Genomic DNA, 12,927 nt, shown 5'->3' with positions numbered 1-12,927 from the left:
GCGACCAAGGGCTCACCGACGGCGATGCCTGCCGGCCCGCGCCTGTCGCTTGTCGCCTGTGAGCCATCGGCAAACGCTGTGCTGGTGCCAATGCAATAAAGTGCGACGAGCGCGAGGATTGAAAACTTCATTTGACAGTCCCTCCAGCCGATTTGTAGCTCTCCAAAAACTTTGGATACTCGGCATACGGTTGCGGCGGATAATGATTTTTCTTACCAGGCCCTTCGGGGAGTGCTGCCCACCTCGTTGCCGCCTCGGCATTGCTCCCGGGATGTCGCCGGCCTTGATCTTGTCGATCACACCGAGGGTGCGCAGAATGTCGACCGCGATAAGGTCTTGCGTATTAGGCGTAAAGTCGGTGAGTCCCATCTTTTCGGCATACTCGCGCCAAGTGGCAATGGTAATTTGATACATGCCCGATGCCGTAGTTTTTCCGCCGTGACCTGCCCCCGGATGGGTGGACTCATCAGTGAAAGTCCATTTTCCAGTTTTAAAACCCGGTGCCCAGCCATAACCATATTTCGCGTGGTAGCTACCGCCTTCAGATTCGGCAATGGCAACCAAAAATGCCTTCACGTTCTTATTCTTCAAATACTCCTCATTCTCGGCCCGTCTTACCTGTTTCTTTGCGTCCAGCGATACAGTTTTTGGGGTGGAGTCTTTGACGGGCGTCACCGCTCTTGTGGCTACGGGAGACATTTTCCTGCCATTCTTGCTAACCACTTCAGCCATGATGAAAGTCACCAATATAGATTTTGACGCTCACTGTCTGCCCCTCTGGGCAAACAGAAATAATGAAACTTGTTCTTTGGTCTGGGGAAGATTGTGTGCAGTCGGTTGTATGAAGGGCATCTGCTGCCATGCCTTAGTCCTCCAGAAACAGTTTGATTGTTTCGGACAGGTGCGAACTCACTACATGCGTATACCCCATCGGATCACTTACACCGTGTTCCATGCTGCCGTCAGCGCGCTGGATGGCGTAATTAAGATTGGGTAGAGGCTCGCCCGAGTCTTGGTCAACTAGTCTGAACTTGTCGCTGAAATGCACTGGCATCGGCAGAAGGCCGCTGAAGGGGGCTGGTACGAAGGTGTCGCCAATAATGACCGTGCCGGATCCACCTATAACCACGTTTCCGTGGCCACCTGAACTGCCTTGAGTAGCGGCATTCAGCCCATTGATGAGAACCGTAGAGCTGACGGCACCGGTGATCGGGCTGCGGATTTATCGGTCATGCGAGCGGCGGCAAGGCCGTCGAAATTCACATTGGGGGAGCCACTGGCAATCGGATTCGTGCCATGTCCCGGAAGCGGACAATTGGTGGGATCTGTAACTCGGGCAGCAGGTTTGCCACTCATGGGAAGTTCCTTTTCAAGGTTTCAAGTGGGGTAATAATGGTCGATGGGCGAGTCGGAAAAGCGCCAGCACTCATCCCTAGGGTTGAACAGTGCTCGGTGGTTTTCGCGCATGGGACGGCAAGCCAATAACGCCTGCCAGGCGATTTCGACGCAGCTGTCCATGGCCTGAATGGAATAGCCATCAAGCTGGTTGAGCCAGGCGTTGTAATTGGGCATGCCGACGCTGCGGTAGGTACTGAGCAATATCTCGGCGACTTCTTCGCCCCAGTGGATGAAACGCCCCGGGCTCCAGGGGCCCGTCTGGGCATGGATAAACCAGCCCAAGCTTGTGGCAAGTCGCCATTTGCAAGTCGTAACGTGCCGCACTGTGAGGCAAAACCGCAGGTGATGTGGACGGTCAGCCAACCCTGGTGTTGCTGGATAAATCCAGTAGGGTCGAATTGTGCCAGCGGTACGACACGATAGCCTGAGTCAGGCATCGACCTGGCAACCAACTCAGCGTCCAGCCTTGAAACGAAGGCCCGAATCGCCTTGCCTTTGCCGGACGTCGCGCAAAGAATTTCAACCGGTGTGCTCGCAAATGTGTCGCAGAAACCGACGATGCGAACGAGCCCATAAAGGCGTAATGAGGTTTTCAGGCCGCTGGGATGAAGCGAGGTATCGAGCGTGCAGGCGCAGGGGATAGGCACATCCATAGGTGCAGGGCGCATCAAATGTTACCGTCCATGTAAATTTGCGTCGCGAAGAATGCCCCAGGCAGAAGTCGCGTTCAACAATCTTTACAGCATTCAGGTTGGCAACCGGTCAATGACCATCGATTACATGGTGTGGATGATCCTTTCAGACGCAAGTTCACCTGCGGTGGTGCGGGGGGATTGTGTTCGGTTGGCAGAACGCCGGAGAAAGGGTGAACTACTGTAAGAATATCCAACGCTAAGTTATTTATTCTTATAGGGTGATGTGGCGGTTTTGTACCTCCTTTAAATGACCTGTTTTTCTTTATATATCAATTGCTGGTTTTGGGGTCACCTTGACCCAGCGCATGCTCAACGAATTGTCGGTATCACCGACGACGGTGACCGGGGGCTGATCAGGCCGGCGGCGTGCCAGGTGTACGTGCAGGAGGTGGCGGCTCCAGGTCCATGAGTTACAGCGAGCAGTATCACGAGATCGACTTTCTAAAATTTAGTTTTGAAATAGCCGCTCGAGATTTTCTCGGCGGCTATCTGATCAACTAAGGCCCCGCTCCGTTATGTTATCTTTTTTCTGCCCTGAAGGTCACAGTAGCGTTATCGCCGTCTCCACCACTATATGAAACTTTAACGTTATCGCTATCGGTCGTGATTTCATACGAATTAGACCCCACGTATGGGTCGTCCCAGTGGATATTTATATTGCAAATTTCCTCAGTGACAAAATCATAAAAAGCGTAGGAGCAAAGTGCCTCCGTGCCCGTAGCGAACCCGTCCGACTCTGTCTTCCAATAGCCTTTGCCGGACACATTAGAGCTCGGCTTCAATATCTTCTGCGGAGGATAAGTATCCCATTCCCCATGATCTAACTTCAGAGAATTTTGAGTTAGACTCAAGGTGGAGTCGAGGTAGTTTTCAAAATAAACATCAACGCTTCTTTTAGCCATTGGTATAATTCCTTTTATTAAATTAACATTGCGTCTGCAGTAGTTAGTTTGGGTTTTGCTCCAGCTGTTTTATATGTCTGGTTGTATGCGATTACTCCTTTGTTATAGATTTTGTTTGTTGTTGATGCCCTGTTCAGGCATGATATTTTAAATATTCGCCAGTAAGTGTGTCGAACTACTTAGTGGTCTTGTTTGACTGTGATTTGTTGCCAGGAAGGGGCGTGGTGTCCTGTTTTCAGTTGAGGTACTTGTTCTTGATTTCAGCTTGTGCTGATTAAAAATGTACTTACGCATGATCAGTTGATCGCGCGCAGTTAGAAAGTCATCGTATGTTTTTGATGAATATACGGTTAAATTCTTGGCGTTGATGGGCAATTTGATGAACTCCTTATTCCATTAGGAGTGACGACTGAATCTATCCCTTAAAGCTAAATTAACCACATTTGTTATGGTTTTGTTTAATCCTAAGAGAGGCTAGGACGGCGATCTTTAAAAGTCAAGCAACGGGTAGCGGATATAAGCGGTGCGATGCGCTTATGAGCAACCGAGCTTGTTGGTTGTATAACCCTACTCATTTGCTTCAGACCCCACCCGCCATTCTCTTCCGGCTGGTCTTGAAGGCAAGAACCCATGGTCTAGTATATTTTGTACATGTTTTGTACAGGTATCAGCAGAGTGACGACTCTGGATAAGATCCTTGCCTGGCATCAGAGCTGGTCCATTTTGAATGGAGCCGTGTGGTGCAAGCGCTGCGGCGGGATGCAGCAAGAGGTAGATAGATCAACGCAATTTCCATTCCCCAACGTGCACGATGTTCGGTGCAAACGTCCAACCATGGGCGGCGCTGGAGGATGTAAAGCCTGCCCTTGATAACCGTGAGCAGGACACTCGACGCGAGCCGCGTTGTTCGACCCAGTTGGAAAGCTCCATCACGGCCGCCTCGAGGGTAAATTAAATGTTGATCGTGGTCACCTTGACATGGTGGTGGTCAAGGTGACCGGGTACTCCCAGGTTGGGCTTTTTCATGTCTGAAAAACATCCCACATTTACCCCCACAAACCTTTTCTTAGCTGCGTGATATTCGATCTAGCGCTTAGCCGGTACTGAGCGTGTACCACAACGTTGTTGAAGAGTGTTGTCCGCTGGTTGTTGCATGGGGTGGCGCCATTCGTCTTTTACCCTGCACTTGGATGCCACGGGCCATTCCAAAGTAGACCAATCTCCCTGAATTGGAGACTCCCATGAGGTCCCATCCAACCAGCATTGAAAATCTGCCCGTGAACGATCCGGGCAATCCGACTGATGATGGCTGCATTCAGGCCACTGCCGGTCGCGACGAAGAGCCCGAAGGGACGACAGCCAGGCATCAGAAAAGTGACTCTGCGGGCAATATCCAGACACCGGAAGATGCCCGCGGTATGCCCGGTTACCCCCATTAAACCCCGTTGGTCGTACCAACGGAGACGAGAGTTAGCCGTGCTGATCCAACGAAGGTGACAAGTTTTTACTTTGAAGGAGATTAGCCATGACCAAACGACAGAATCCGCGTCACGGATTTTCCGACGACCCTCAAAAAGTTAAAGAGGCCGGACGCAAAGGGGAATCAAATGCCAACGTGGCAACTGACAAGGCCGAGAAAGCTCGAATCGGTGGGCAGCATAGCCATGGAGGGACGCGGGGCGAACGATGATACGTCAGCTCGACCTGAACCCGGCACCCGAAGTCCGCGCGAACTCATACAGGTTGCTTCACCTTTCGATGCACCCACTGAGCCTCGCTTTGCAGTTCCAGGACTTGCCAATGGAAGCGCTCCAGCGACGCATTGTGTCCGACGCTGATCAGGATCGTTTCCGGTAGCGTCTGTTTGAGCAATTGATAGCAGCGCGCCTCGTTCGCCGAGTCCAGTGCCGAACTGCTCTCGTCGAGAAACAGGACCGTGGGGCGGGCCAGCAGTGCCCGGACGAACGCACAGCGTTGCAGTTCGCCGACGCTGAGGGTCTGCGACCAGTCTCGTTCCTCATCCAATTGATCGCTCAAGTGGTGCAGTCCGACTTGCTGCATGGCCAGGCTCAGAGCGGCATCTTCTTCGCGTTTGGGAGGGTTGGGATACCAGAGCGCCTCGCGCAGGCTGCCGAGCGGCAGGTAAGGTTTTTGCGAAAGTGTCAGAGCACGCTCACGGTCATAACAGGTGGAACCAGAAGCATGATGCCAAAGCCCCGTGATCGTACGAATCAGTGTCGATTTGCCGTAGCCGGACGGCGCGCTGATCAAAAGACTGTCGCCGGGCTCAAGTGAAAGGTTGAAACCTTTGAACAATTGCCGGCCGTTCGGCAGCCAGATGTCCAGATCCTTGATATCGAGGCCGCTGGTCTGTTGCCCGAGTCTGACCTTCGACTGGACCTCAACGTTATCCAGTCGCTCCTGGAAACCGATCAACCGGTCGATCACTGATTTCCACTCGGACAGCTCTGGAAACACGCTCACCAGGTAGGCGATGGCCGCGTGCACCTCGCCGAAGGCAGCGCTTATCTGGGTCAGGCGGCCAAGGGGAAATGCGCCCGCGAAGAACTTAGGCGCCATGATGAACATTGGAATGACCGTGGCGCTGTTCAAATAGAAGGTCGAGTAGCCCATGATCAGCTTCTGTTTTTTTACCAGCGCCCAGAAGTTCTCCAGTGCCGCTTCCAGGCGCTGGTTGAAACGTGCGTTTTCCAGGGCTTCTCCCCGGTACTGGGCGACCGAGTCGGCGTTTTCCCGCAGGCGGATGAGCGAGAAACGGAAATCTGCTTCGCGCCGCTGTTGCATGAAGTTGAGACTTGGCAGCGCACGCCCCAGCCAAAACGCGACGCCGGTGCCTAATATCGCGTACACCAGAGCCACCCACACCAGCAACCCCGGGATGACCAGCGACTGATCGTTGAATGGCACGCTGACGAGGCTGGAGGCCTGCCAGAGGATATGCAGGAAGGAAAACAGCGACACCACCGATGTCAACAGCCCCAGACTCAACTTGAGCGACTTGATGATAAAGAGGTCGATGTCCTCGGCGATCCGCTGATCGGGGTTATCGACCTCCGTCTCGGTCAGTTTCAGCTTCTGGTAACGCTGGCTGGCCAGCCATTGATCGAGCATGTTCCGGGTGGCCCAGCGACGCCAGCGTATCGTCAGCTTCTGCTGAAAATGGAACGCGCCCACGGTGAAGGCGGCCATGCCGATCTGCAGCAGGATGAACTGCAGGCTGCCCAGGAGAAAGCCTGCGTAATCCAAGGCCTGCAATGCGTTATAGAAATGCAGGTTCCAGAAGTTGGTCAGGATGTTGATTCCCACCAGGCACAGGGTCATGAGCACGGTGGCCAAAAGCAGCAACAGAGCCGGGTACTTCTCCTCGGATGCCCAGAAAGGCCGCGCGAGACGCCAGAAATTGCGGAGTGTGTGCATGTGGTCTTGATGAGCCCGGTCGCTAGCGACGTTGAGTTTGCAGGGGAGGGAGGATAGGATCGGCCAATGCTAATCGTTTGCATTAATTAGGGAAAGCCACGGGGGCATTATCGAATTTCCAGAATGGCTGAACCAGGCATGGCCGCCGATACAGCGGCTGATCCGGCATGAACCTGGTGATCAGCCTTCCACCGCGTTGAGCCAACTTGCCGACCCCGCCGTGCTGCAACCGCTGCTGACCCGGTTCGCCCTGCAGTATCCGGGGGTGAATCGTGCGGCTGTGGTCTCGCAGTGGTCGATGAACTATCTGGGTATCCTTCTGCCGGCCACCCTGGCCTGCGTCCTTACGCGTCATGGCGCGGTCGACTTCTGGGGCGAGGAGGCTGTGCTGTTGCATGCTCAGGGTCAACCCGAGGCGCTGGGGTTGCCCGCCCGATTACCGACGCTGACACACGAACAACGTGCAGCTTACTGGTCCCGATTGATCCACGAGCACCTGGCACCGCTTTTCACCACCTTGGCCGCCGCCGGTGGCCTGGCGCCGAAAATATTGTGGGGCAACCTGGTAGCCTTCTGGGATGGCGCCTTCGCGAGAATGGATGCCGACTTGTCCAGGGACGGATTCGCCGAGGCGCACCAGTGGCTGGAGCAGGTCACCGTGAACGACGGGCGCCTGAAGTTGCGGGGCCTGCAACGCATGGTCGAGTCACCTGCGCCGCAGGTTTGTCCCCGCCTTGCGTTGCGCCGACATTGCTGCCTGCATTACCAGTTGCATAAGCCGGTCGAAGGCGAGCCGCCAGTGCTCTGCGAGTCATGCCCCAAGCTGCATCGCCTGCCTGTGGAAGAACAGGTGAGCTACCTGCACTACATCTATCAGGACGGTTGAGCGACGGCACCGTTCTATGCGCAAGGTGTGCTGCCTGCACCATCAACTGGGTGATGCGCCCCCGTACCGCGATAATTGTACGCGAGTGCCGGGCGCTGACATCACGGTCTCCGATCAGGCATAAGCTGCGTCGGCCTGGACCTGAGTCAGGCGGCCGTTCTCGACTTTCAATACCCGGTCGGCCTGTTGGAAGTAAGCGTCGTCGTGAGTGATCACGATCACGGTCTTGCCCCGGGCTTTCAACTCCGGCAACAGCTCCATGTAGAACACCCGCTTGAAGGTCGGATCCTGGTCGGCGGCCCACTCGTCGAACAGATAAAACGGCTTGTCGTCCAGGTACGCCGACACCAGCGCCAGTCGCTTGCGTTGACCCGTGGACAGATCCACGGTGGAAAAGCGGTCGTCGACGATGTTGACTTTATGCCCCAGCCCCAAGGCCTTTACATAACGCGTCGCTTCGGCGGTGCGGTGCTCGGCGTCCGGTCCCTCGTCACCCAGCAAATGCTCGAACAGGTGGAAGTCGGCGAATACGGCGGCGAAGTGCTGGCGGTATTGCTCGCGATTGTCGTCGTCCACCTCCACGCCGTTGAGCACGACGCAGCCAGTTTCCGGCGCATACAGTCCGAGCAGCAGCATCGACAGCGTGGTTTTGCCACTGCCGTTGCCTCCCACCACGAACACCAGTTCGCCCTGTTCCAACGTCAGGTCCACCGGGCCGAGCATGAAGGGATGATCCTCGTGTTCACCGGGATAGCGGTGGCACACCCCGTTGAGCAACAGGCGCATCGGGCCCTCACTGGCGAACAGGTTACCGACCGGCGCGGCGGCCTGGGCTTCGGTGCTCAGCTCGGCGTCCAGTTGGCGAATACGGTTCAGGGCGATACTGGCCTGACGCAGCGACGGCAGGGCAATCATCAGATCGGAAATCGGCCGCACCAGGTACAGCAGGGTGATGGTGAAACTGGTCAGCACCGTGATCGGCTGCGGCAGCCAGAACGGCACGATGAACAACAGCACGCCCAGGTTGAGGTAAAACAGCAGGGTGCCGAGGTTGGCCACCACCGAATACCCGGCCATGCCGCGCAGAAAACGCACGCGAAACTCGTCGGCCCCCGGACGGATGACCCGCTCGACGAAGGCTTCACCACGGGCGTTGTTCAGCTGCAGTTCCTTGCTGCCTTCGATCAGGCTGCGAAAGTGCTGATAGAGCACGTCCTTTTGCTGCCGCACCCGTTCCAGATGGCTCAATGGCCCGCGTTCGGCCAGGTGAAACGCCACCAACCCGACCAACAAAAACAACGCCAGAATCGCCAGCAACGACCACGACAGCCAGGCCAGATAGGCAAAGCACGCCAAGGTCACCACAGCGTTGACGAACAGCAGCGGCACCCACTCGAACGCAGCGGTAAAGGTGTGCACGTCTTCGGTGAGGATCACCAGCAAACGGTGTTTGCCCATGCCTTGCAGGCGTTTGAGTGGGGTGGCGAGCAGCTTGCGCGACAGGTCGATGCGCATCTGGAAAATTGCGCTTTGAGTCAGGTGCAGCAGCGACAGTTCCGAGCAGAGTTTGCTCAGCAGCATGCCGACGCACAGCCCGAAAAACCCCAGGGCCAGTTCTGGCAGTTGCTGGGGGTTGGCCAGCCCGCGGTTGATCAGAATCACCAGCCCCGCACTGGCCAGACCGCCCAGTGCACCGGTGATGGAGGCCAGCGCCAGCAGGCGTGCCGATTGGCGGTAGAGATAGAGAATCAGGTTCATGCGACGGTTTCCGTCGAGGCCACGGCCAGCGACTTGTTGAGTTGTTCATGGAAGGCGGACTGTCCGAGAATCGTCTCGTGATCGGCGGCGACCTGATAATGACAGGTTCGCTGGCTGATCGCGTCCCACTGCGCAGGTAGGGTCGGGCGCTCGACGAGGGTCTGTTCGGCCCACCACAGGTGCAGGGTGGCACGCACGGCGGGCACTGAATAGCCGTTGACCCAACGACGCGCGTCGGCCATCACATTCAAGGTCTGCTCGACGTAGGCGTGCGGTGCGTTGAGGCTCAGGCCGTTGGCAGTCGACCATTGCAGCAAGGCGAAACGCAATTGCTCCACTTGACCCAGCCCGGCGGTGGTCGTGCGCAGTTCCGTCAGACATTCCGGGGCGAGCGCGGCCAGTCGCTGGCGACTGTCGCTGCTCAGCTCTTGCTGCACGAAGGAGTAAAGTGCATCCCACGCCAGCGTCTCGTCTTCGGCGTGGAAGGTGCTGTCAAACAACCCCAGCCATTCGACCCTTTGCCCTTGCGCTTCCAGTTGCCGGGTCAGCTCCAGCGCGAGCAATCCGCCCATGGACCAACCGCCCAGGTGATACGGGCCTTGAGCCTGAATCTGCCGGATCTGTGGCAGGTACTCGCTGGCCAGCGCCATCAGGTCTTGGCTGCGCAACGACTCGGGCAGCGGAATGCCATACACCGGCATCTCCTTCGCCAGCCCGGCGACCATTGGCACATAGTGATGTACCCCGCCCGCAGGTTGATGCAAACAGAACAACGGCGTCTGTCCCGCTTCGCCGGCCTGCAAGGTAATGACGGCTGAGCGATTGTGCGGCTCGGTGATCTGCTCGGCGAGCCGGATCAGCGTCGGGTGCTGGAAGATGACGTTGACCGGCACTTCAATACCGAGCATGGCACGCAGCCTTGCGGTCATGCGCACCACCAGCAACGAATGGCCACCGAGGGCGAAAAAGTCGTCGTGGCGACCGATCACTTCGGCTTCCAGCAGCTCCTGCCATACCGCTGCGAGCACCTGTTCGACATGACCTTCGGGCGTCGCGTAAGCCGCGAGGCTGCGGTTCGGCACTCGGGCCAGCAAGGCGCGATGATCGACCTTGCCGTTGGCGGTGCGTGGTAGTTGCGCCAGCCACTGGATGTCGGCAGGGATCATGTGCGCCGGCAACAGCGCCGCCAAAGATTCGCGCACGGCACTGGACTGAAGCTGAGTGGACGACTCAACGAAAGCACGCAAGCTCGGTTCGGCTTGGGTGGTGTCCAGCAAGACCACCGCCAGTTTGGCGCCGCTGACGCTGCACAGCGCGGTTTCGATTTCGCCCAGCTCGATGCGGTAACCGCGCAGTTTTATCTGCGAGTCAGTACGTCCGAGGAACACCAGTTGCCCGTCCAGATCCTGCCAGGCGAAATCGCCGGTGCGGTACAGACGTTGGCCGTCGAGAGAGGGATGACTGGCCCGGACGAATTTTTCGGCGGTCATCTGCGGCAGGCCCAAATAACCTTCGGACAATCCTGGTCCGGCAAGGTGAATTTCACCTTTGAGTCCTCGGGCCACGGGTGCACCGTCGCTGTCGAGCAGGTACACCCGGGTGTGGGCAATGGCGCGACCGATGGGTACGGAACCCGCGTCCTGATCAGGCTGGCAGAGGGCGACGGTGCTCCATACCGAGGCTTCCGTCGGACCGTATTCGTTGTATAGCTGAGCGCCGGGCTGGCGGCGATAGTGGTTGTCCACCAGGGCTGGCGGGCAGCTTTCGCCGGCGACAATCGCGGTGTTCAGCGGGCTCGGGCTGTCGCCCAGTTCGTCCAGCAACAATGCGTAAAGCGAAGGCAGCGCCAACAGGTGCGACACGCCGTGGCTGCGGATCAACCGCGCCAGTTGCAGCGGATCTTTCTGTTCGGTTTCGCTGGCCAGGTGCAGGCAACCGCCTTGGGCCAGGCTCCAGAACAGCCCGGCGATGGAGCTGTCGAAGGCGAACGACGACAGCAACAGGAAGCGTTCCACCGGTTGTGGATATCCCGCCAGCCGCGCCGCCAGGGAATGCAGGGCGTTGGCATGGCTGATGACCACACCCTTGGGCTGCCCGGTACTGCCCGAGGTGTAAATCAGGTAGGCCGGCTGATCCCGTGAGACCTCAGGCTCATCCCGTAGCGGCACCGCCGGCATGGTTTGATCAATCGCCAGCGCACTCGGTTGCCAGTCCGCCGGCAGGTCTTGCACGCGAGCGCGGTGGGTCAGCACCAGCCGTGCCTGGCTATCGCGAAGAATATGTTCGATGCGCTCGGTGGGGTAGGCCGGATCGATCGGTACGTAGCAGGCACCGGCGCGCAGAATTGCGACCAGCGCCACCACCGCATCGATGTCCCGCGGCAGGAAATGCGCGATCCGCGCACCGGGCTCCAGGCCTTGGGCGAGCAGTTGCCGGGTCAGGGCACTGACACGTAGATCCAGCTCGGCATGGCTCAAGGTGCCGCTCGGGCCGGTTACCGCCGGGCGTCCGGCATTGGTGGCCGATCCCTTGGAGAAGCAGGCGGCCAGGTTGGGCAGTGCGAACGTGGCCGCATAAAGCTGTTCTTGCGCGGGGCTCAGAATTGGCGAAGTGGCCAATGCGCCGGTCACCCATTGTTGCTCGGCGGCGCTGCAGGTCGCCAGTCGGTTCAGGCTGGTGGAGGGTTCACGCAGGCTGTGTTCGATCAGGCTCAGCAGTTGCCCCGTGAGAATTTCAACATGGCCTGGCGTGTAGAGCGTGGCGTCAAAATGCAGCGACAAAGTGCTGGCCGAGCGCGGTTGATACTGCAACAGCAACGCGCAGCCTGCACTGACACTGTCAGCCTGTTCGATCTGCCAACCGGCATCGTTCAGGGCACTGTGCGGCGCCACCGAGAGTTCGCGAAAGCCCACGCCCGATAACGATGGCACGTTGCTCAAGTGGCTTGGATAGCTGTCCCGGGCATCGTTGAGCAGGCCAACGCGCTCGGTCAGTTGCTGGCACAGTGCGGCAAACGACAGCTCGGGCGCGGTGTCGAGGCTCAGTGGCAACGGTTCGGAGAACAGCCCGAGGGCATCGCCCAATACGTCCGGACGTGCCTGGTGTTCGTAGGCCAGTGTCAGTCGTTCGGCTTCACTGTAGCGTTGCCACAGGGTTACCCAGGTGGCGAGGATAAGAATGCCGCTGGTGACGCCGAGGTTGGCCGCTTGCTGATCGAGGCGTTGCAGGGTTGCATCGTCGAGTGGCAGTTGCACCCGGTCCGTTTCGATAGGCCCGGATGGCGCCGTGTTCTGGTGCTGCCAGGGCAACGGCAGATCCACGACCACCGCACTGAACTGCTCATCCCAGAACCGCCGGCTCTGTTCGTCGTCCACCGACTCCAGACGCCAGGCGGCGTAGTCGGCGTACTGCAGCGGCGGTTCCTCAGACGCCGCTTGCAAGTAGCCCTGGGCCCACTCTTCGCCGAGGTAACCCAGGCTGGTGCTGTCCAGATGCAGCGCTGGCAAATGAAGCGTTGCTGATCTGCCATCGACGTCCAGTTGTAGCTCGATCCCCAATGCCTGCAAATCAGCGATCGAATCGTCGATCACCTGCATCGGCAACGACAGCCCCGGCAGTTGCTGGTAACGGGTGCGCAGAATCTCGTGGCGTTGCATCAGCGCCCGTAAACTATGGTTCAACCGTGCGCCGTCGAGAGGCTGTTCGCTGCGAATGCGCAGCGTGGCCCGCTGCGCTGTCGGGGCCAGGCGAGTTTGTTGCAGGCGCCACAGGTGAGCTTGCTGCGGCGACAGTTCAAAGCCTTCCAATAGCGTGTTTTCGTGAGTCTGAGTCATGCTGAGACCTGTACAGA

Annotated in this window: 9 protein-coding genes and 2 pseudogenes; 4 read left to right on the top strand and 7 right to left on the bottom strand. The window is 57.9% G+C overall.

What is annotated here, in order from left to right; genetic code table 11:
* Positions 1–12 precede the first annotated feature (12 nt).
* The 3 genes and pseudogenes from TU81_RS30600 to TU81_RS29525 all read right to left on the bottom strand — a co-directional run bounded on the left by TU81_RS30600 (position 13) and on the right by TU81_RS29525 (position 1,680).
* Positions 13–732 carry a lysozyme family protein gene (locus TU81_RS30600; RefSeq protein ID WP_197679455.1) on the bottom strand — a complete coding sequence of 240 codons (720 nt, stop codon included), beginning with the start codon at positions 730–732 and terminating at the stop codon, positions 13–15.
* 133 nt (positions 733–865) lie between these two features.
* Positions 866–1,356, bottom strand: a pseudogene (locus TU81_RS11230) (PAAR domain-containing protein).
* A 21-nt stretch (positions 1,357–1,377) separates the two neighbouring features.
* Positions 1,378–1,680 (bottom strand): hypothetical protein, encoded by a 303-nt coding sequence (locus TU81_RS29525; protein ID WP_082157836.1) that lies wholly within the window; start codon positions 1,678–1,680, stop codon positions 1,378–1,380.
* Between the two features lie 705 nt (positions 1,681–2,385).
* Between TU81_RS29525 and TU81_RS30770 the strand changes: the two are divergent.
* Positions 2,386–2,502, top strand: a pseudogene (locus tag TU81_RS30770) (lysis protein); the annotation flags it as partial.
* Positions 2,503–2,611: 109 nt separating this feature from the next.
* Here TU81_RS30770 and TU81_RS11220 read toward each other — a convergent pair.
* A complete protein-coding gene (locus TU81_RS11220; RefSeq protein WP_048395098.1) occupies positions 2,612–2,995 on the bottom strand; it encodes an aegerolysin family protein in 384 nt (127 codons plus the stop codon).
* A 1,241-nt stretch (positions 2,996–4,236) separates the two neighbouring features.
* Here TU81_RS11220 and TU81_RS11215 point away from each other — a divergent pair.
* On the top strand, positions 4,237–4,434 hold the full coding sequence (locus TU81_RS11215; protein ID WP_053078284.1) for a hypothetical protein: 198 nt from the start codon (positions 4,237–4,239) through the stop codon (positions 4,432–4,434).
* 86 nt (positions 4,435–4,520) lie between these two features.
* Entirely contained in the window at positions 4,521–4,685 is a 165-nt protein-coding gene (locus TU81_RS29515) for a KGG domain-containing protein (protein ID WP_082157835.1), read from the top strand.
* A gap of 44 nt (positions 4,686–4,729) precedes the next feature.
* Here the strand turns inward: TU81_RS29515 and TU81_RS11210 are convergent, their stop codons facing one another.
* Complete coding sequence (locus tag TU81_RS11210) at positions 4,730–6,433, bottom strand: ABC transporter ATP-binding protein/permease (RefSeq protein WP_048395096.1); 1,704 nt, start codon at positions 6,431–6,433, stop codon at positions 4,730–4,732.
* A 196-nt stretch (positions 6,434–6,629) separates the two neighbouring features.
* On the opposite strand from TU81_RS11210, the gene fhuF reads away from it, so the two are divergent.
* The gene (fhuF, locus tag TU81_RS11205) at positions 6,630–7,319 is read left to right on the top strand and encodes a siderophore-iron reductase FhuF (protein WP_082157834.1); all 690 of its coding nucleotides are present in this window, start codon (positions 6,630–6,632) and stop codon (positions 7,317–7,319) included.
* A gap of 114 nt (positions 7,320–7,433) precedes the next feature.
* On the opposite strand, the gene TU81_RS11200 is transcribed toward fhuF, so the two are convergent.
* Both TU81_RS11200 and TU81_RS11195 read right to left on the bottom strand, forming a co-directional pair.
* Positions 7,434–9,077 carry a cyclic peptide export ABC transporter gene (locus TU81_RS11200; protein ID WP_038980128.1) on the bottom strand — a complete coding sequence of 548 codons (1,644 nt, stop codon included), beginning with the start codon at positions 9,075–9,077 and terminating at the stop codon, positions 7,434–7,436.
* The gene (locus TU81_RS11195; protein WP_048395094.1) at positions 9,074–12,910 is read right to left on the bottom strand and encodes a non-ribosomal peptide synthetase; all 3,837 of its coding nucleotides are present in this window, start codon (positions 12,908–12,910) and stop codon (positions 9,074–9,076) included. Before TU81_RS11195 ends, TU81_RS11200 begins: the two co-directional genes overlap by 4 nt.
* Positions 12,911–12,927: the final 17 nt, after the last annotated feature.

Origin of the sequence: Pseudomonas lini (assembly GCF_001042905.1) — a bacterium.
Classification (GTDB): domain Bacteria; phylum Pseudomonadota; class Gammaproteobacteria; order Pseudomonadales; family Pseudomonadaceae; genus Aquipseudomonas; species Aquipseudomonas lini.
This window is presented reverse-complemented; position numbering and strand designations above follow the sequence as displayed.

What these genes read in the sequence shown, in the direction of transcription:
- TU81_RS29515 (WP_082157835.1), top strand. Translation starts at nt 4,521, where the DNA reads ATGACCAAACGACAGAATCCGCGTCACGGATTTTCCGACGACCCTCAA.
- TU81_RS11215 (WP_053078284.1), top strand. Translation starts at nt 4,237, where the DNA reads ATGAGGTCCCATCCAACCAGCATTGAAAATCTGCCCGTGAACGATCCG.
- TU81_RS11200 (WP_038980128.1), bottom strand. Translation starts at nt 9,077, where the DNA reads ATGAACCTGATTCTCTATCTCTACCGCCAATCGGCACGCCTGCTGGCG.
- TU81_RS11195 (WP_048395094.1), bottom strand. Translation starts at nt 12,910, where the DNA reads ATGACTCAGACTCACGAAAACACGCTATTGGAAGGCTTTGAACTGTCG.
- TU81_RS11210 (WP_048395096.1), bottom strand. Translation starts at nt 6,433, where the DNA reads ATGCACACACTCCGCAATTTCTGGCGTCTCGCGCGGCCTTTCTGGGCA.
- TU81_RS11220 (WP_048395098.1), bottom strand. Translation starts at nt 2,995, where the DNA reads ATGGCTAAAAGAAGCGTTGATGTTTATTTTGAAAACTACCTCGACTCC.
- TU81_RS30600 (WP_197679455.1), bottom strand. Translation starts at nt 732, where the DNA reads ATGGCTGAAGTGGTTAGCAAGAATGGCAGGAAAATGTCTCCCGTAGCC.